This is a genomic window from Streptosporangium sp. NPDC006930 (assembly GCF_040635605.1).
Classification (GTDB): domain Bacteria; phylum Actinomycetota; class Actinomycetes; order Streptosporangiales; family Streptosporangiaceae; genus Streptosporangium.
This window is the reverse complement of sequence record NZ_JBEYID010000002.1, coordinates 369,435-388,252: the sequence shown is the minus strand read 5'-3', so window position 1 is coordinate 388,252 and position 18,818 is coordinate 369,435. Positions and strand designations below refer to the sequence as shown.

Genomic DNA, 18,818 nt, shown 5'->3' with positions numbered 1-18,818 from the left:
GAAGTCCGGGAGCGGCACCGCACGGGATGACGCGGGCTGTTCGAGCAGGGGGTTACTTGGGAACGCGGGCGACGCAGAAGACGGTCTGTCCGAACGGCGGGCGGACGAAGCGCTCGATGAAACGGGTGAGGGGCACCACCGTACGGTCGTAGATCTTGACCAGGCGGGGGTCGGGGTAGCCGACGCCTCCGCGGCGGACGGCGGCCCACCAGGCGATGCCGCCCAGGAAGTTGATCGGCTTGAGCACGTCGATGTCCAGGCCCGCCTTGGAGACCGTGTTGCGCAGGGTGGCGGGGGTGTAGCGGGTGACGTGGCCGACCTTGCGGTCGAAGTCTCCGTACAGCTGCATGTAGCCGGGCACCCAGATCACGATCCGGCCGCCGGGGAGGGTGACTTTGGCGAGCGAGCGCAGGGCCTCGACGTCGTCCTCGATGTGCTCCAGGACGTTCATCATCACGACGGTGTCGACCTTCTCGCCGATCGGGATCTCGGTCGGCAGGCCGAACTGGAGCACGTCGATGTCGTCGCGGCCTTCGAAACGCTTCCGCAGCTGTTCCACGCAGTATGGGTCGAAATCGCTGACCACCAGCCGGTCGAGGCGGGGCAGGAAGGACTCGGCGAAGTGGCCAAGCCCGGAGCCGATCTCCAGCATGGACCGGCCCACGTGCGGGGCGACCATGTCGAGCTCGTACTGCCGGTAGTTCTTGGCCTCGTCCCCACCCAGGTGGTTCTCCAGGGCCTCGTCACCGGCCGCGGGTTGCACTACGCGGTCATACCCAGACATGCGGTTCCGTCCAGCTCGCTTACGGAAAGGCCGGGGCGAGGCCACGGCCAGGGACAGCCAGAGTCTAGTGGCGCTTCCCCCGCGGCGACCCCCTAAACGCTTCACGGCCGGTGCCACGGCCCCGTGACGAGCGATCTTTCGCGGCGAGAATCGGCGCCGTCGGCGGAGGACGGCAGGCCCGGCCTCACCTCGATTACCGGCTCCGCCGAATCGGCCATAAAGCACCAGCATTTCCGCGCTTCACGTCGAACGGGGGAAGTTCGACCTCGACCCGGCGGTGAGATTTGCACCGAAGAACAAAGAAACCCTCCTGGGAAATGGGCGGCCGACCCGTTCGTGATTTGGAAACGGTGCGATTCCCGGTGAGTGGAGAAAGGAGCGCGAATCAATGGAACAGACCCAGTGGTGGCGCGGGAACCTGCCCGCGGAGACGAATGACTTCATCGGCAGGGAAGGCGAGGTACGGCGGCTGCTGAAACTCCTGGCCGACACTCCGCTGGTCACGGTCACCGGCGTCGGCGGCATCGGCAAATCACGAATCGCGGTCAGGGCCGCGCGGGAGCGGCAGGAACACCACCCGGACGGCACCTGGCTGGTGGAGCTCTCCGGCGAGCGCGACGGCGATCTGCTCGCCCACACGGTCGCGGCGGTCCTGGGCCTTCCCGAGCGGTCCGCGCGGCCACAGGCCGAGACGCTCGTCGAGTTCCTCGCCGGCAGGAGACTCCTGCTGATCCTCGACGCCTGCGAGCATCTCCTGCCCGCCTGCCGCGCCCTCGTCAGGGAGATCCTGGCGGGGGCGCCCGGCGTACGGGTCGTCACCACCTCCCGTCGGCCACTCGGGTTGCCGCAGGAGGCGCTGCTCCCCGTCGGGCCCTTCGAGGCACCCGTCCCCGGGGCGTCCGTCCGATGGGCGGAAGGCGCCGTCTCGGAAGGCGCGGGGGCGGACGACGCGTTGCGGCTCTTTCTCGACCGGGCCAGAAGCGTGGTTCCCGGCCTGGAGACGACCGAGGCCGGTGTGGCGGCCGCGGCCAGGATCTGCCGGCGGCTGGACGGCGTGCCGCTCGCCGTCGAGCTGGCCGCCGGATGGCTGGGATCCCTGCCGGTGGAGTGGCTCGCCGATCACCTGGAGGACCACTTCGAAGTCCCCCACGGCAGGACACCGGCCCCCCGCCACCGAATCGTGCGCGCCGCGATCAGCTGGAGCCACGAGCTTTGCGACCCGCGGGAACGCCTGCTCTGGGCGAGGCTCTCGGTCTTCGCGGGAGGCTTCGACACGGCCGCCGCCGAGTGGGTGTGCGGCGACGACCTGCTGGGCGGCGTACCGGACCTGCTGGAGAGCCTGGAGCGGAGGTTCCTCCTGGTCCCCGTGCCCGGAGGCTACCGGCAGCCCTCCACGGTGAGGGAGTACGGCAGGGAACGGCTCGCCCTGCTCGGCGAGGAGGCCCGGCTGACGCGGCGGCACCGCTACCACTACCTCGACCTGGCGCGCAGGGCCGAGGCCGACTGGTACGGCCCCGGGCAGGAGGAGTGGGCGGCGAGGCTCGCCTTCTCCATGACCGAGCTCCGCCTCGCCCTCGACCCCGCCTCCCCGACCTCCGTCGAACTCGCGGGAACGCTCTGGATCCTCTGGTTCTGCCTGGGACGGCTGAACGAGGGCCGCCACCACATGGCGAGGGCGATCGAGGCGGCCCCCGTCACCGATCCCGGGCTGCCCAGGCTCCTGTGGGCCGACGGCTGCGTGGCCATCGCCCAGGGCGAGCCGGAGGTGGGCCGCCGCCGCGCGGAGGCGGCGCTGTCGGCGGCCCTCGACTGGGGCGACTACGCGGCGGCCGGGCACGCCCAGCTCAGGCTGGCCAGCAGCTCCCTGTGCGCCGGCGCCCTGGAGGACGTCGAGCCCCGCGTCGAGCTCGTACGCGAGTACTTCCGCCGCGCGGAGGCCGCCACCGTGAGCGAGCCCTTCGCCCTGGTGACCGCGGCGACGGCGGTCACCTGGCGTGGAGAGTTCGCCAGGGCCGTCTCCGTGCTCAAGGAGGCGCAGCGGCTCTGCGACGCGCGCGGCGAGCGCTGGGCCCGCGCCTGTGGCGACTACGTCCTGTCCATCGCGCAGCTGGGTCTTGGACGGGTGGACGAGGCCGCGGAGGCCGCCCGGCAGTCGCTCGACGTCAAGTGGCGCCTGCGTGACGCCACGGGCGTGGCGCTCGCGGTCGACCAGCTCGCGGTGATCGCCGCGGTCGAGGGCGACGGCCGGCGTACGGCGAGGCTCCAGGGAGCGGGGGTACGGCTGGGGGCCACCTTCGGGCTCCAGGGGTTCGGTTCCGAGGGCATGTCCGAGCCGAGGACCGTCGCCGAGCGGACGGCCAGGCAGCTGCTCGGAGACGAGACCTACGACGCGGTCTTCGCCGAGGGCTACGAGGCCGACCCGGACGAGGCCGTCGCCTATGCCCTCCACAGAAAGGTCCTCCGAGAAGTCCTGTGAAAGGTCCTGCGAGAGATCCTCGCGCCGGCGTCTTCCGCCTCTCTCGGACACCGCGCCCTCCGGATGTCCTCCGAACCCGAAAAGGTCACCCTCGGCGCATCCTCCGAATCCAAAGGGAGCCCTCCGGCGGACGGGATCACGGTCTCGCCCCGAGCGAGGGGTTTCACGAAGGGACGGGGGCTTTCGCGAAGGGCTGGTATGCGGTGGAATCTCTCCCAAACATTCGCGAAGGAGCCCCCGACGGACGACGATGAGGCGATCACCCGATCGCTCGCCGGTGACCTGGACGCCTACGAGGTGCTGGTCGCCCGTTACAGCGTGCTCGCGCACCGCACCGCGGCCATGCTCGGGGCCGCCGACGAGGCCGAGGACGTGGTCCAGGAGGCGTTCGTCAAGGCGTACCGTCACCTCGTCTCCTTTCGCAGGGACGCGCACTTCCGCCCCTGGCTGCTGCGGATCGTGGCCAACGAGACGCACAACCTGACCCGCTCCCGTGGACGCCGCGACAGGCTGACCGTGCGGCTCACCGAGGTCGTTTCCCTGCCGGGCGAGGGACCCGAGGAGGCGGCGGTCGCGACCGACCTGAGGGCGCGACTCCTCGACGCGGTGCGTACGCTGCCCGAACGGGAACGCGAGACCGTGGTCTGCCGGTACTTCCTACAGCTGTCGGAGGCCGAGACCGCCCAGGTGCTCGATCTTCCCATCGGTACCGTCAAGTCGCGGACCTCCCGCGGCCTGGCCCGTCTGCGTGAGGAGGTGGCCCGTGACCTCACCTGACGACCTCGAAGCCCGGCTCCTCGCCCTCGGGGAGTCCATCGACGTCCCCTCCCCGCCCCCGGACGACGTCGCGCGGGCCGTACGAGCCCGTCTCCGATCACAGCTCGCCCCCGCCACGCCGGCACCGGACTCTGGGACGCCCACTCCCGAGGCGCCCACCGCTCCTGCAAGCCCTGCTCCCGAGGCGCCCGCCGTTCCCGGAGGCCCTGTTCCCAGAGACCCCGTTCCCGAGACGCGAACCCCCGAGGCGCCCGCCGTTCCCGGAGGTCCCCGCGTGCTCCGGCGCGCGTGGGAGGCGCTGCGAGACGGCGGGCGGGTACGGCGGCGGGCGGTGGTCGCCGCCGTCGCGATCCTCACGGCCCTCCTCCTGGGGGCGACACCCGCGGGAAGGGCCGCGGTCGCGGAGATCCTGCGCTTCGCGGGGGTCGAACTCAGGGTCGGCGGTCCCGGGCCGCTGCCGTCCGGGGTGCCCCAGCCGCTGCCCGGCGAGCGCCGGGTCACCATGGAACAGGCGAGGGAACAGGTGGCGTTCCCCATCTCCGTCCCGGCCGCGCTCGGCGATCCCGCCGAGGTGAGGGTGAGCGACGGAGGCCGGGTGGTGTCGCTGTTCTGGCCCGGCCTCAGGCTGGACGAGTACGACGGTAGCCTCCACCTCGTCTTCAGAAAGGAACTGGGCCCGCCCTGGCCGGAGGAGACCGGTGTGGGTGGGGTGAAGGCGGAGTGGATCCCGGCCCACCACGGCCTGACCTACCTGCCCAGGAGCGGAGGAGAGGCCGAGATCCGTCCCCGTTCGGCGGGACCCACTCTCATCTGGCAGCGAGGGCGGGTCGGCCTGCGCCTGGAGGGCGTCGGGGAGCTCGGCCGCGCACAGGAGATCGCCCGTTCAGTCCGATGACGCCAGCCAGTCGTCGATCCCCTGGAGGAGCTTCTTGCGCACGTCGTCCGGAGCCGCCGAAGCCCTCACCGACTGGCGGGCCAGCTCGGCCAGCTCCGGGTCGGAGAAGCCGTACATCTGCCTGGCGAGCTCGTACTGGGGCAGCAGCCTGGCACCGAACAGCAGTGGGTCGTCGGCGCCCAGCGCGATCGGCACCCCCGCCTCGAACAGGCGCCGTAGCGGTACGTCCTCGGCGCGCTCGGCCACCCCGAGGCCGACGTTGGACGTCGGGCAGACCTCGCACGTGATCCCTCGGGCCGCGAGGCGCTCCATGAGCCTCGGCGACTCGGCCGCCCGCACCCCGTGCCCGACCCGGTCGGCGTCCAGCACGTCGACGCACTCGGCAACGCTGGCCGCGCCCAGCAGCTCCCCGCCGTGCGGCACGGCGAGCAGCCCGGCGCGCTTGGCCAGCCGGAAGGCTCCGTCGAAGTCGCGGGCCCGGCCGCGTCGCTCGTCGTTGGAGAGCCCGAACCCGACCACGCCCTCGTCCATGTGGTGCGTGGCGAGGCGCGCGAGGGTCTTGGCGTCGAGCGGGTGGCGGGTACGGTTGGCGGCCACCACGACGGCGATCCCTATCCCCGCGTGGTCCGCCGCCCTGCGTGTCGCGTCGAGCATCAGTTCCATCGCCGAGGTGAGACCGCCGAACTTCGACGCGTACCCCGACGGGTCGATCTGGATCTCCAGCCAGCCCGATCCGTCGGCGGCCTCGTCCTCGGCGGCCTCGCGCAGCAACCGGTAGACGTCGCTCTCCCGCTGCAGCACCGAGCGCGCGATGTCGTACAGCCGCTGGAAGCGGAACCAGCCTCGCTCGTCGGTCGCGCGCAGCCGGGGCGGCCAGTCCTCCTCAAGCGCGTTGGGAAGGTGTAACCCGTGCTCGCGGGCGAGCTCGACGAGGGTCGAGTGACGCATGGAGCCGGTGAAGTGCAGGTGCAGGTGCGCCTTGGGCAGTTCGCTGAGGGGACGTGGCATTTCAATATGGTGCCGTACCTTCGGGGGCGCCGATCGACGGCTCCGATGTTTTTGGCGCAATCTAACGGTCCGTTCACGTCCCGGGAGGGCGGAGGACGCGGAGGCCGGACCGGTGAACGGGGAGAGCCGCCTCGTCCGTTCACGTCTCGGGGAGGGCGGAGGACGGCCTCGCGGAAGCCCGGGGGAGGGCGGTGAGCTCGACGTGGGCGGCGGGCCGGGTACGCTCACGCTCGTGTGGACGGAGCGCGGGGGCCTCGCCGTCGAGATCGTCATGGGCACCGCGCATGCGGGTAGGCCCGCTGAACAGGGCCGGAACCCCGCTCGCCTTTCCCGACATTTCCCGCGAGTTTCCCCGATTGGTTATTTATAGGGTTTTAGGTGTTATTTCGGGCAGGCGTTGTGGGGGCACGGCACACCCGCCCATATCCCATCCCCCGTTATATCGAGGAAATTTAGGAAACGGGCTTTCAGTGGACCATGTCGCCGTGCGACCGTGGAGGCACACATTGTCAGGACGCTGGGGCTGCCATGGAAGCGGATGTTTTCGTCGGCAGGGAGACAGAACTCGCAGACGTATCCGCACTGCTCGAAAGGGTCCGGCACGTCACGTTGACCGGTCCCGCGGGGGTCGGGAAGACCTGTCTCGCCCTGCGGCTCGCCCGCACCCTCGAACCCGCGTTCCCCGGCGGTGTCCACATCGTGGAGCTGTCGGAGGCGCCCGCCGACCTCGACTCCCTGACCGAGACGCTCGCGGACGCGATCGGCGCCCGCCGCGGGCCGGACACCCCCGCGCTGCGGACCCTGGTGGACGAGTTCCTCACGCGCCGGACCCTGCTCGTCCTCGACACCTGTGACCGCGTCGTCGGCACGACGGGCATCCTGGTCGGCCTGCTGTTGCGCTCGGTCGAGGGACTGCGCGTCCTGACCACCAGCAGACAGCGGCTCGGCCTGCCCGGCGAGCACCTCTACCCGGTCGGTGGCCTGCCGGACGCCGACGCCGTCCAGCTGATCACCGCCCTCGCCGGTGACAGGTTCGGCGGCACGGATCCGGCCGAGCTCTGCAAACGCCTCGACAACCTGCCGCTCGCGATCCGGCTCGCCGTGGCCGAGGGCACCCCCGGTGGTCTCGGCACCCTCGACGGGCTCGCCGCCACCCTCGACGGCCGCCCGATCTCCACCGCGGGGATCACCGCCTTCGACGGCCACGTCACCTCCCCGGACGAGCTCGCCGCGTCCCTCGAAGGCCGTACGGTCCCCACGGCCGAACGCGAGATCCACGCCGTCGGATTCGGCGCCGCCCCGCCCGCGCGGGCCGCCGTTCCCCGGCGGCACAGCTCCATGCGCGTCGCCCTCGGCTGGAGCCACGAACTCTGCACCCCGCAGGAGCGCCTGCTGTGGGCGCGGGCCTCGGTTTTCGCGGGCACCTTCGACATCGAGGCCGCCGAGGAGGTCTGCGCCGGCGGCGCCCTCGCGGCCAAGGACGTCCTCGACGGCCTGCTCGGCCTGCTCGACAAATCGGTCCTCGTCCGCGAGGAGGGCGAGGGCGGGGTCCGCTACCGCCTGCTCAACACCGTCCGCGAGTTCGGGGTGGTCTGGCTCGACCGGCTCGGCGAGACCGACGAGGTCCAGCGCCGCCACCGCGACCACTTCCTCGCCCTGTCCGCCCGCGCCGAGATGAGCTGGCAGGGCCGCCAGCTTGAGTGGTACCGCAGGCTGGTCCTCGAATGCGGCAACATGCGTGGCGCCATCGAATACTGCTACTCCCGGCCACCGGAATACCGTAAGGGCCTCGACCTCGTCGGCAACCTGTGGTTCCTGTGGGCGTGCTGCGGCATGCAGGCACCCGGTGACGACCTCCTCCAGCGCGGCCTCGACCTCGATCACACCCCCAGCCCCGAGCGGGTCAAGGCACTCTGGGTGCACGCCTGGGTCTCGATCCAGCGAGGCGACCTCGAACGCGCAGAACGCATCCTCACCGAATGCGCCGCCGAGGACGCCGACGGCTACGCCACGGCCTACGTCAGCCAGTTCCAGGCCCACCTGGCCGTGGTCAAGGGCGATGTGGTCGAGGCCTTGAGGCTCATCAAGCACGCCAGGGTGCGCCACCGCTCCACCGGCAACGTCTTCCCCGGCTTCCTGCCCACCTACACCGTGGTCGCCACCGCGATGATGCTCGCCGACCACCATGAGCAGGCCGTCTCCGTCCTGCGCGAGGGACGCGACCTCTGCGAGTCCTGCGGCGACTACTGGACCCTCATCCGCCTGGACCTCCTCCTTGCCCAGGCCGAGCACTCCCTGGGCAACACCGTCTCAGCGATCGATTCCGCCTGCGGCTCCCTGCGCGGGGCCCGCCTGTTCGGCGACAGCATCTCCTTGATGGAGGCACTGGAGGTGTTCGTCGTGATCGCCGAGGCGTGCGCCGACGACACCTTCGCCGCCACCATGTTCGGAGCCTCCCGCGCCGCGTGGAGGAGCGCCGACGTGCCGCCCAGCCGTTCACCCATGATCGCGACGCAGCTGCGCGCGACCGAGCTGAGGCTGCGGGGGCGCATGGGCAGGACGGAGTTCGAGCGACTGGAGGCGCGGGGAAGTTCGATCAGCCTGCGTGACGCCGTGGAACACGCACTCCAGAGGGAGCTTTCTTGACGCGCTGCGGCAACCTGCCGGCCGAGATGAACAGTTTCGTCGGCCGCACCACCGAGCTCGACGAGATCGCGAAACTCCTCACCCGGACGCGCCTGCTCACCCTGCGCGGCCCCGGGGGCGTCGGCAAGACGCGTCTGGCCCTGCGGGCCGCGAGAAACGTCCGTGACGACTACCCCGACGGCGTCTGGGTGGCCGAGCTCTCCGCCGAGACCGACGGCGACCTGCTCATCCACGGCGTCGCCGGACTCTTCGGCCTGCACACCCCGGCCGAACGTCCCGCCCTGGACTCCCTCGTCGAGCATCTCACCGACCGGCGGCTCCTCATCGTCCTCGACACCTGCGAGCACCTGGTCGACTCCTGTGCCGCCCTGGTCGTGGCCCTCCTGACCGGCGCGCCCGACGTTCAGATCATCGTGACCAGCCGCCAGGAGCTCGGCCTGCCGCTGGAGGTCGTCATGCTCGTCGAACCCTTCCCCGTCCCCCCGCCCGAGACCGCCGACCTCGCGGACCACGACGCGCCGAGCCTCTTCCTCGACCGCGCCAGGGCCGTGGCCCCCGGATTCCGTACGGACGAGCGGGCCATGATGGCCGTCGCCAGGCTCTGCCGCAGGCTCGACGGCATGCCCCTCGCCATCGAGCTGGCCGCGAGCCAGATGCGCGGCCTCTCGGCGACCCAGCTCGCCGACCAGCTCGACGTCCACTTCAAGCCGCTGACCGACGGCGAAGGGCTCCCCATCCGCCACCACACGCTCCGCACCGCCGCCGGCTGGAGCCACGAGCTGTGCACCCCCGCCGAACGTCTGCTCTGGGCCCGCCTGTCGGTCTTCCCCGCGGCGTTCGACTCCGAGGCGGCGCGCGGCGTGTGCGAGGACGAGCGCCTGCCCGACGTCCCCGGCGCGCTCACCGCGCTCGCGGCCAAATCCGTCGTCGCCCGCGTGGGTGACCGCTACCGCCTGCTTGACACCATCAGGGACTACGGGCGGGACTGGCTCGACGAGCTGGGCGAAGGCGCCCTGATGATCCGCAGGCATCGCGATCACTACCTGTCCACCGCCCGGCGCATGGGCGCCGAATGGTACGGCCCGCGCCAGCTCGAATGGACCTGCTGGGCGCACAGGGAACTGCCCAACATCCGCGCGGCCCTCGACCGCTGTCTCGGCGCGGGCGACCACCGCGGCGCTCTGGAGCTGGCGGGAGCCCTGTGGGTGCTCTGGTGCCGTCTGGGGTTCGTCAGGGAGGGCCGCCGCTATCTCGACCGCGCCCTGGCCGCCGTCCCCGCCCCCGACAGGGCGAGGTCCAGGCCGCTCTGGGTCGTCGCTCATCTCGCGCTCATCCAGGGCAACATGTCCCTGGCGCGCGACCGGGCGGAGGAGGCCGTCGAGAGCGCCCGGCGCTACGGTGACGGCGACGCCGAGGCACACGCCCTTCTCGCCCTCGCGCAAACCCGCCTGTTCACCGGCGACCTGGATCGAGAGGACGCGCGGGCGTACGCGCTGCGTGTGGCCGACGGGCTGGACCCCACCTCGCCGGGAACGTTCTTCCTGCCCTCCTTCCTCGCCCTGGCCGCCACGTTCCGCGGCGACTTCGACGAGGCGGTGAGGACCCTGCGCGAGGCGCGGCCGGGCCACGAGGCGCGAGGGGAGCTGTCACAGCGCGCCATGGACGACTACGTCCTCTCCCTCGCCCTTTTCGGCCGGGGTGACCTCGCGGAGGCCTCAGCGGCGGCCAGGGCCTCCCTGGAGGTCAAACGACGGCTGCGGGACACGGTCGGCAGTGCTCTCGCCATCGACCAGCTCGCCAGGATCGCCGCCACCGAGGGCGACGGCGGACGCGCGGCCTGGCTCCTGGGGGCCGCGCAACGTATCTGGACCACCTTCGGCCCCCCCGGCACCGAGGCCCACACCATGGCCGCGCTCCGCGAGGCCGTAGGGGCCCGGGCCACGTGCCTGATCGGCGAGACCGCCTACGCGCGGGTCTTCGACGAGGGCTCGGCCGCCCACTTCGAGGCCGCCGTGGCCTACGCCCTGCGGGACTGAGCCCCGCCCGGCGCGTACGGAGGCCGTGTTCGACCAGCGGGGGAGCCGTCCTGATCGGCGGCCCCTGCGGGAAACCTCGCGCTCGGCGGGGAAGCGGTCGCGCCCGGCGGGCCTGCCGGGGAACCTCGCGCCCGGCGAGCCCGGCAGGGAGGCCGTTCTTATCGGCGGGCCCTGCCGGGGACCTTACGTGCTCAGCGGCCAGGCGGTCAGGCCGCCGCGTTCAGCCGGCCTGGCCGAGGAACTTGGCGAGGCGGCTCACACCCTCGACGAGGTCGTCGTCACCGAGCGCGTAGGACAGGCGGAAGTATCCCGGGGTGCCGAAGGCCTCACCGGGGACGACCGCCACCTCGGCCTCCTCCAGGATGATCTCGGCCAGCTCGGCGGAGGTCGCCGGGCGCCTGCCGCCGAACTCCTTGCCCAGGAGCGCCTTGACCGAGGGATAGGCGTAGAACGCGCCCAGCGGCTCGGGGCAGACCACGCCCGGGATCTCGTTGAGCATCCTGACCATGGTCCGGCGGCGCCGGTCGAAGGCGGCGCGCATCTCCGCCACCGCCGACAGGTCGCCGGTGACGGCGGCCAGCGCGGCGGCCTGGGCGACGTTGGAGACGTTGGAGGTGGCGTGCGACTGCAGGTTGGCGGCGGCCTTGACGACGTCCTTGGGACCGATCAGCCAGCCCACGCGCCAGCCGGTCATCGCGTAGGTCTTGGCGACGCCGTTCAGGACCACCACCTTGTCGCCCAGTTCCGGGACCACGGTGGCGATGCTCGCGAACGTCGCGTCGCCGTACGTGAGGTGCTCGTAGATCTCGTCCGTGACGACCCACAGATCGTGCTCGACGGCCCAGCGGCCGATCTCCGCGACCTGCTCGGGGGTGTACACCGCGCCGGTCGGGTTGGACGGGGAGACGAAGAGCAGGACCTTGGTGCGGTCGGTGCGCGCCGCCTCCAGCTGCTCCACGCTCGCCAGGTATCCGGTGGTCTCGTCGGTCACCACGTCGACCTGGACGCCGCCGGCGAGCTTGATCGCCTCGGGGTAGGTCGTCCAGTACGGGGCCACGACCACGACCTCGTCACCGGGGTCGAGCAGGGTGGCGAACGCCTCGTAGACGGCCTGCTTGCCGCCGTTGGTGATCAGGACCTGGGCCGCGTCCACCCGGTAGCCGGAGTCGCGGAGCGTCTTGTCGGCGACGGCCTGCTTCAGCTCGGGAAGGCCACCGGCCGGGGTGTACTTGTGGAACCTGGGGTTCCTGCACGCCTCGACGGCCGCCTCGACGATGTAGCCGGGGGTCGCGAAGTCCGGCTCACCGGCGCCGAAGCCGATGACCGGGCGGCCCGCCGCCTTCATTGCCTTGGCCTTGGCGTCCACGGCGAGCGTGGCGGACTCGGAGATCGCGGAGATGCGCGCTGAGATGCGAGGACGGGTCATACCTCCATGGTTACAGACCTGTGCCGATGTTTCCGCCGCGTATCCACCATGCGGACGTCACCCCGAGAGCCGCCTGAGCACCGGCGGCAGCCTCTGAGCTGGACGATCGTCCGCCGGTTCGACGTGGTGGCCATTCACCCGTAGACTCCGGCATGGTCTTTCCGCCGTATGCGTGAACCGGCGGTCAAGACCGTGAGCCACGGACAAACTTCGGTCCAACCGATGTATGGTGGTTCATGTCTTAGGGCACTAGCGCAATTGGTAGCGCACCGGTCTCCAAAACCGGCGGTTGGGGGTTCGAGTCCCTCGTGCCCTGCTAGGAGCGGTCCGCGCATCAGGCGTCCAGCGCGCCGCTTATGTGCGTTGGACTCGATGGATTCAGGTGAGGACTGTGGCGATCGACACGCGCGGCGAAACCGCAGACAAGCCGAGCGGTGAGAAGAAGACCAAGCGCACTTCTCCCGCCCTTTTCTACCGGCAGGTAGTCGCCGAGCTGCGTAAGGTCATCTGGCCTACGCGCAAAGACCTTATTTCGTACACCATCATCGTCCTGATCTTCGTTCTGATCATGGTCGGGATCGTGTCGGCTTTGGACGCGCTGTTCACCGAGGGCGTGCTGAGAATCTTCGGCGGAGCCTGAGTCGCGGTCTCCGGCGGGCGGACAGCCTCGCCGACGACTCCACAAGCCATCGACGAAAAGAGAAAGAGCACCGTGTCCGAGTCTGCACAGTCGGCCGGCGAGTCCCGCGAAGAGCGCGAGGACGAGCTGGAGAAGGCCGTCGACGTCACCGAGGATTCGCTTGACGAGTCCGACGGGCAGGATGTCGACGCCGAGACCGACACCGACGCCGAGGGCGAGGCCGAGCAGGCCCCGGCCGGCGTCGTCGACGAGGACGGTGACGTCCTTCCCGACGTCGACCCGGTCGAGGAGTTCAAGCGGCACCTGCGGAGCCTGTTCGGCGAGTGGTACGTCATCCACTCCTACGCCGGTTACGAGAACCGCGTGAAGTCGAACATCGAGACCCGCACGCAGTCCCTCAACATGGAGGACTACATCTTCCAGGTCGAGGTGCCCACCCACCACGTGACCGAGATCAAGAGCGGCAAGCGCCAGCTGGTCAAGGAGCGGGTGCTGCCCGGATACGTCCTGGTCCGGATGGAGCTCACCGACGAGTCCTGGTCCGCGGTGCGTAACACCCCCGGTGTGACCGGTTTCGTGGGCCTCTCCAACAAGCCGAGCCCGCTGAGCCTCGAAGAGGTCGCCAAGCTGCTCGCGCCGGAGCCCTCGGAAGAGGTGAAGAAGTCCACCGCGAAGGCCTCCGCCGCGACGGTCGACTTCGAGATCGGCGAGTCCGTCACCGTCATGGACGGCCCGTTCGCCACGCTGCCCGCCACGGTGAGCGAGATCAGCGCCGAGTCGCAGAAGCTCAAGGTGCTCGTGTCGATCTTCGGCCGTGAGACTCCGGTCGAGCTCTCGTTCAACCAGGTCTCGAAAATCTAAACCGGTCGCGTAGACTTCACCAGTCTGCCCCGCGGTCGCGGGGATGGTTCCTTCTTCACTCCGGTCGAAATCCAGCCGCCGGAGTGGGTCCCGCCTGCGCGGGGCCAGCAGGGACATCGTTCAGAGAAGCAAGGACCCGGAGAGAAGCATGCCTCCTAAGAAGAAACTCGCCGCCCTGGTCAAGGTCCAGCTCCCCGCTGGCCAGGCCACGCCCGCGCCGCCGGTCGGTACCGCCCTCGGTCCGCACGGCGTCAACATCATGGACTTCGTGAAGCAGTACAACGCTGCCACCGAGGCCCAGCGCGGCAACATCATCCCCGTTGAGATCACCATCTACGAGGACCGCACCTTCACCTTCATCACGAAGACGCCCCCGGCGCCTGAGCTGATCAAGAAGGCCGCCGGTGTCGCCAAGGGTTCGGCCGTCCCGCAGAAGGACAAGGTGGGCAAGCTCACCAAGGAGCAGCTGCGCCAGATCGCCGAGACCAAGATGCAGGACCTCAACGCCAACGACATCGCGGCGGCCGAGAAGATCATCGCCGGCACCGCCCGGTCGATGGGCATCACGATCGCCGACTAGCCGAAACGGCTGACCGGGCCCTGCGGGCACGAGCGCGGGAGCATGATCCGCGCGACCGTCGAGGGGCCGGACAACGGGCGGAGCACGAGCGACGTCCGGCAGGAAAATTTCGTAGTAAGTGGAGGGGTCAGGCGCTGGCCCGCACCACGAACACTCGGATCCACAGGAGTGATCACATGAAGCGCAGCAAGGGATTCCGCGCCGCGGCGGCGCAGGTCGACCGCGAGACCCTGTACACCCCGGCGCAGGCGGCCAAGCTGGCCAAGGACACCAACGTCGCCAAGTTCGACGCCACCGTCGAGGTGGCCCTGCGGCTGGGCGTCGACCCTCGCAAGGCCGACCAGATGGTCCGCGGCACCGTCAACCTCCCGCACGGCACCGGCAAGACCGCCCGGGTCCTGGTCTTCGCGACCGGTGACCGTGCCGAGGAGGCCCGCGCCGCGGGCGCCGACATCGTCGGTGCCGACGAGCTGATCGACGAGGTCGCCAAGGGCCGCCTCGACTTCGACGCCGTCGTCGCCACCCCGGACCTCATGGGCAAGGTCGGTCGTCTGGGCCGCGTGCTCGGCCCCCGTGGCCTGATGCCGAACCCCAAGACCGGCACCGTGACCCCGGCCGTCGGCAAGGCCGTCACCGACATCAAGGGCGGCAAGATCGAGTTCCGTGTCGACCGGCACGCGAACCTGCACTTCATCATCGGCAAGGTGTCCTTCGGCGAGCGCCAGCTTATCGAGAACTACGCCGCCGCCCTCGAAGAGGTGCTGCGTCTCAAGCCGTCCGCGGCGAAGGGACGCTACGTCAAGAAGGTCGTCTTCTCCACGTCGATGGGCCCTGGCATCCAGGTCGACCCCAGCCAGACGCGGGCGCTGACCGCCGAGCTCGACGCCTGATAGCAGACGTCTTCTGAGGAAGGCCTCAACCGAATGGCCATTCGGTTGAGGCCTTTCTTCGTTCTCCCGGACGACGCGCCCGGCTTTGCCGACGCGTAGTGTCGTTGTCATGGATCACCGGGGGAACGAAAGGGTGGAGACGAAAATGCGCCGATTGGCTCCCACAGTCGCACTGGGAGCGGCCGCGCTCATCGCGGTCGCGGGATGCGGTGCGCAGGGCACCGGCTCCCTCGGAAACGTCAAACTCGCCGCGGCGGACGCGGTGCAGCAGAGTGCTCAGAAGGCCGAGGAGGTCACCTCCTACTCCGCGGACGTGGTTCTCGACGCCACCGGTGGCGAGAAGGGGGCGGGCAAGGTCCAGGGCAGCATGCTCTACCAGAGCAAGCCCCAGCTGGCGACGGACATCAGGCTCGACACGATCACCTTTGGCGGACAGAACGTGCCGGGCGGGGCGCGGGCCATCCTGTCGGGTGACACGGTCTACGTGAAGTCCGAGCTCATCAACAGGGTCGCCGGCACCAGCAAGCCGTGGACCAAGGTGTCGCTCAGCGAGCTCGACGCCAAGGGGCAGTCCGAGATCAGGAAGTTCATGGACCAGGCGCAGCAGTTCGACCTGGCGGGCACCGTGAAGCTGCTGACCGCGTCCAAGGACGTCAAGGCGGTCGGCACCGAGACGGTCGGTGGGGTCGACACGACCCACTACAGCGGCACATTCCCGGTCGCCGAGGCCGCCCAGCTGATCGACCCGGCCAAGCGTGAGAAGCTTCAGGAGCAGCTCTCGCAGGCCAAGGACGTGAAGTTCGACCTCTGGGCCGACGCCCAGAGCCTGCCCCGTAAGGTCACGCTCAGCGGCTCCGAGAAGGACGCGTCGTTCAACCTGACGGCGCTCTTCAAGGGGTTCAACGAGCCCGTGGAGATCACGGCCCCGCCCGCCGACCAGGTGGGTGACCTGCCCGAGCACCGCGGCGGAAACTGACGTTTCCCGGAAATCCGCGCCCCCGGCCGATCGGCCGGGGGCGCGAGTTTTTTCCGGCTTACCGCGCTGAGGTGGCGCCGAGTTGGCATTCGTGGCGTCAGCGCGTAAGCTGTCAACGCCGAAGACCGCCGGTCGTCGTCAGGTCGCATGACCTGATGGCTTAAGGATCCACGTCAGTGGACGGCCCGCGTAGGTTGTGATGTGAGTTTTCATCTGGACTAACCTCCTTATGTGAGCCCCGTGCGCCTGCGCCGGGGCTTGTTCGCTTTTCTGGGCCCTTGCCCCGGCGGCACATCTGGAAGGAGGCCCATGGCGAAGGCAGAAAAGGCAACGGCTGTCGCTGAGCTGAAGAGCAGCTTCGACGGCTCCAATGCTGCCGTTCTGACCGAATACCGCGGTCTCACCGTCGCCCAGCTCAAGCAGCTGCGCGTTTCTCTCGGTGAGAATGCGAAGTTCGCCGTGGTGAAGAACACGCTGACCAAGATCGCGGCCACTGAGGCCGGGTTCAACCAGCTCAACGACCTGCTCGCGGGTCCGTCGGCGATCGCGTTCGTCAACGGCGACGTGGTCGAGGCTGCCAAGAGTCTGCGTGACTTCGCCAAGGCCAATCCCCTCCTGGTCATCAAGGGCGGTGTCGTCGACGGCAGGTCGATGACGCCGGACGAGATCAGCAAGCTTGCCGACCTTGAGTCGCGTGAGGTTCTCCTCGCGAAGCTGGCCGGTGCCCTGAAGGCGAAGCAGGGCCACGCGGCCGCCGTCTTCAATGCGCTGCCCACCAACATGGCTCAGCTGGCCGAGGCCCTGCGCGCCAAGCGCGAAGGCCCCGGCGAGTAGGTCCGCGCAGGCGGTCACAGGGGATTAACGCAAACCGCGGTCCCGACTTTCTTTAGTAGTTCAGATCCGTATGGAGGAACCATCATGGCGAAGCTCAGCACCGACGAGCTGCTCGACGCTTTCAAGGAGATGACTCTTCTTGAGCTGTCCGACTTCGTGAAGCTCTTCGAGGAGACCTTCGACGTCAAGGCCGCTGCCCCCGTCGCCGTCGCCGCCGCCGCCCCCGGTGCGGCCGCTGTCGAAGAGGTCGAGGAGCAGGACGAGTTCGAGGTCGTCCTCGAGGCCGCCGGCGACAAGAAGATCCAGGTCATCAAGGAGATCCGCGCCCTGACGAGCCTGGGCCTCAAGGAGGCCAAGGACCTCGTTGACGGCGCTCCCAAGTCCGTCTTCGACGGCAAGGTCAACAAGGAGCAGGCCGAGAAGGCCAAGGCCGCCCTTGAGGGCGCCGGCGCTTCGGTGACCGTCAAGTAGTTCGTTTCATCGAAAAGAGCGGGTCCACCTGGTGCCGGTGGCCCGCTCTTTTCGTGTTTCCGCCCTCCTGCGACCCGTACGCGGGTGAGTTCGCATCCGGGTGAGAGGGGCGGGAAGCGGTCGGCCGAGATGCGCGTCGGCGGCGGGGGAGGACCACCCGCACCGGGCCGGACGCCTCGTCGTTCCGGGGACGGGGTGCAGGGGCGGGCGAAATGGCCCGGGGCATGTGGGCGAAGGCCGTTATGCGGATCTGCGCGGCGGGTTATGATCCGGCGATCGGGGAGCGTACCGTCCGGCGCGGTGAAGCGGTCGCGCTCGCCGGCCCGCGTTCCGCAGACCGTGCGATGGGAGAGAACGCATGGCAGTGCACGCCACTCGTTCCCGTCGCTCACGCCGCTACCGTCGCCCTCTCAGGATCGTGGGGCCGATGCTGGGGGTTTTGATCGTGGCGTTGCTCGCCGCCGCGTTCTGGATCGGTGCCGCCCTGCGCGACGCCCAGACGGCCGCTGACGACCGGCAGGCCGCGCTGAGGGCGGCGGGGGCCCACGCCGTGCATCTGCTCTCCGTCGGCTACAGGAGCGTCGACGAGGACATCGGGCGCATCCTCGACACCTCCACGGGCGTGGCCAGGGCCGAGTACGCCAGGACCGCCGCGGAGCTCAAGAGGAGCACGGTGAAGGACAAGATCCTCCAGACGGGTGCGCTGCGGGCCTCGGGGCTGGTCTCGTTGAAGGGGAGCACGGCCCAGGTGATGGTGGTGGGCGACGCGGTGATCCGGCGGGACGGGAGCAAGGACGCCCCGCAGGAGCGGTTCTACCGGTGGAACATGGAAGTGACCAAGGTCGGGGGATCGTGGCTCGTGTCCAAGGCGGAGCTGGTGCTGTGAGACGTGCCTCCCGGCTGGCGATCGGGCTCATGGTCGCCGTCGCGCTCGCGCTCGCGGCGGCCGTCTGGATCATGTTCACCGACCTGAGCCGGCTGCGCGCGGACGAGACGGCGGGCCGGGAGGCGCTCGCCGCGGCCCGTTCTGTCGCCCCCGACATGCTGTCGTATGACTATCGTACGATCGAACAGGATTTCGCAAGAGCGAGCGAATACACCGTCGGGGCGCTCAGCCTGCACTACCGGCAGCTGGCCAGGAGCATCGCTCCACAGGCCAGGAGACAGAAGACGGTGCAGCAGGCCACGGTGACCGGGGCCGGGGTCGAGTCGGTGGAGTCGGGAGGTTCCGGCCGGGTCGAGGTGCTGCTCTTCATGAGCATGAGCACGGTCAAGACTCCCGAGGGGGAGAAGGAGCCCCGCCGCGTCGTCAGCCAGAACCGGGCCAGATTCATCATGATCAAAAAGGATTCCCGGTGGCTGGTCTCGGAGCTCTCCACCCTGCTCGGAGACCCTCCGCCCCCTTGATCGGCGCGTCGCTTTATTTAATTGTTAGCAAAGCCTCGGTTTGGGTTGGGTTGGCTGTTGGGTACACCGGCCATGGCAGCGTCGATCGTCGGTCGATCCCTCGGCCGGTGT

17 protein-coding genes and 1 tRNA gene are annotated in these 18,818 nt (G+C 69.7%); 15 read left to right on the top strand and 3 right to left on the bottom strand.

Annotated features, from left to right (window positions below; all coding sequences use genetic code 11):
* Positions 1-52: 52 nt before the first annotated feature.
* Positions 53-763, bottom strand: a complete 711-nt coding sequence (locus ABZ664_RS05015) for a methyltransferase (protein ID WP_362503109.1) — start codon at positions 761-763, stop codon at positions 53-55.
* Between the two features lie 409 nt (positions 764-1,172).
* Here ABZ664_RS05015 and ABZ664_RS05010 point away from each other — a divergent pair, with 409 nt between their 5' ends.
* The 3 genes from ABZ664_RS05010 to ABZ664_RS05000 all read left to right on the top strand — a co-directional run bounded on the left by ABZ664_RS05010 (position 1,173) and on the right by ABZ664_RS05000 (position 4,932).
* Complete coding sequence (locus ABZ664_RS05010) at positions 1,173-3,260, top strand: NB-ARC domain-containing protein (RefSeq protein ID WP_362503106.1); 2,088 nt, start codon at positions 1,173-1,175, stop codon at positions 3,258-3,260.
* A gap of 198 nt (positions 3,261-3,458) precedes the next feature.
* The gene (locus tag ABZ664_RS05005) at positions 3,459-4,037 is read left to right on the top strand and encodes a sigma-70 family RNA polymerase sigma factor (protein WP_362503103.1); all 579 of its coding nucleotides are present in this window, start codon (positions 3,459-3,461) and stop codon (positions 4,035-4,037) included.
* Complete coding sequence (locus tag ABZ664_RS05000) at positions 4,024-4,932, top strand: hypothetical protein (RefSeq protein ID WP_362503100.1); 909 nt, start codon at positions 4,024-4,026, stop codon at positions 4,930-4,932. Before ABZ664_RS05005 ends, ABZ664_RS05000 begins: the two co-directional genes overlap by 14 nt.
* Here the strand turns inward: ABZ664_RS05000 and ABZ664_RS04995 are convergent.
* Positions 4,921-5,940, bottom strand: coding sequence for an adenosine deaminase (locus ABZ664_RS04995; RefSeq protein WP_362503097.1), 1,020 nt, complete (start codon positions 5,938-5,940; stop codon positions 4,921-4,923). The genes ABZ664_RS05000 and ABZ664_RS04995 overlap by 12 nt on opposite strands.
* A gap of 528 nt (positions 5,941-6,468) precedes the next feature.
* Here ABZ664_RS04995 and ABZ664_RS04990 point away from each other — a divergent pair.
* Both ABZ664_RS04990 and ABZ664_RS04985 read left to right on the top strand, forming a co-directional pair.
* On the top strand, positions 6,469-8,586 hold the full coding sequence (locus tag ABZ664_RS04990) for an AAA family ATPase (protein WP_362503094.1): 2,118 nt from the start codon (positions 6,469-6,471) through the stop codon (positions 8,584-8,586).
* Positions 8,583-10,622 carry an NB-ARC domain-containing protein gene (locus ABZ664_RS04985; protein ID WP_362503091.1) on the top strand — a complete coding sequence of 680 codons (2,040 nt, stop codon included), beginning with the start codon at positions 8,583-8,585 and terminating at the stop codon, positions 10,620-10,622. The genes ABZ664_RS04990 and ABZ664_RS04985 overlap by 4 nt, the downstream gene beginning before the upstream one ends.
* Positions 10,623-10,842: 220 nt before the next feature.
* Here ABZ664_RS04985 and ABZ664_RS04980 read toward each other — a convergent pair whose 3' ends face one another.
* A complete protein-coding gene (locus ABZ664_RS04980) occupies positions 10,843-12,048 on the bottom strand; it encodes a pyridoxal phosphate-dependent aminotransferase (RefSeq protein WP_362503088.1) in 1,206 nt (401 codons plus the stop codon).
* 243 nt (positions 12,049-12,291) lie between these two features.
* Here ABZ664_RS04980 and ABZ664_RS04975 point away from each other — a divergent pair.
* The 10 genes from ABZ664_RS04975 (at position 12,292) to ABZ664_RS04930 (ending at position 18,707) form a co-directional block, all read left to right on the top strand.
* Positions 12,292-12,364 (top strand) — tRNA-Trp (locus ABZ664_RS04975).
* A 75-nt stretch (positions 12,365-12,439) separates the two neighbouring features.
* Positions 12,440-12,688, top strand: coding sequence for a preprotein translocase subunit SecE (secE, locus tag ABZ664_RS04970; protein ID WP_362503085.1), 249 nt, complete (start codon positions 12,440-12,442; stop codon positions 12,686-12,688).
* Between the two features lie 72 nt (positions 12,689-12,760).
* Positions 12,761-13,549, top strand: coding sequence for a transcription termination/antitermination protein NusG (gene nusG, locus ABZ664_RS04965; RefSeq protein ID WP_362503082.1), 789 nt, complete (start codon positions 12,761-12,763; stop codon positions 13,547-13,549).
* A 148-nt stretch (positions 13,550-13,697) separates the two neighbouring features.
* Positions 13,698-14,129: a 50S ribosomal protein L11 gene (rplK, locus tag ABZ664_RS04960; protein WP_326819881.1), complete on the top strand. Its 432-nt coding sequence runs from the start codon at positions 13,698-13,700 to the stop codon at positions 14,127-14,129.
* A gap of 176 nt (positions 14,130-14,305) precedes the next feature.
* On the top strand, positions 14,306-15,019 hold the full coding sequence (gene rplA, locus ABZ664_RS04955; RefSeq protein ID WP_362503077.1) for a 50S ribosomal protein L1: 714 nt from the start codon (positions 14,306-14,308) through the stop codon (positions 15,017-15,019).
* Between the two features lie 145 nt (positions 15,020-15,164).
* On the top strand, positions 15,165-15,995 hold the full coding sequence (locus tag ABZ664_RS04950) for an LppX_LprAFG lipoprotein (RefSeq protein ID WP_350943255.1): 831 nt from the start codon (positions 15,165-15,167) through the stop codon (positions 15,993-15,995).
* A 309-nt stretch (positions 15,996-16,304) separates the two neighbouring features.
* Complete coding sequence (rplJ, locus tag ABZ664_RS04945; protein WP_362503074.1) at positions 16,305-16,829, top strand: 50S ribosomal protein L10; 525 nt, start codon at positions 16,305-16,307, stop codon at positions 16,827-16,829.
* Between the two features lie 84 nt (positions 16,830-16,913).
* The gene (gene rplL / locus ABZ664_RS04940) at positions 16,914-17,300 is read left to right on the top strand and encodes a 50S ribosomal protein L7/L12 (RefSeq protein WP_350943257.1); all 387 of its coding nucleotides are present in this window, start codon (positions 16,914-16,916) and stop codon (positions 17,298-17,300) included.
* A 427-nt stretch (positions 17,301-17,727) separates the two neighbouring features.
* Positions 17,728-18,186 (top strand): hypothetical protein, encoded by a 459-nt coding sequence (locus ABZ664_RS04935; protein ID WP_362503070.1) that lies wholly within the window; start codon positions 17,728-17,730, stop codon positions 18,184-18,186.
* On the top strand, positions 18,183-18,707 hold the full coding sequence (locus ABZ664_RS04930; RefSeq protein WP_362503067.1) for a hypothetical protein: 525 nt from the start codon (positions 18,183-18,185) through the stop codon (positions 18,705-18,707). The genes ABZ664_RS04935 and ABZ664_RS04930 overlap by 4 nt, the downstream gene beginning before the upstream one ends.
* Positions 18,708-18,818 lie beyond the last annotated feature (111 nt).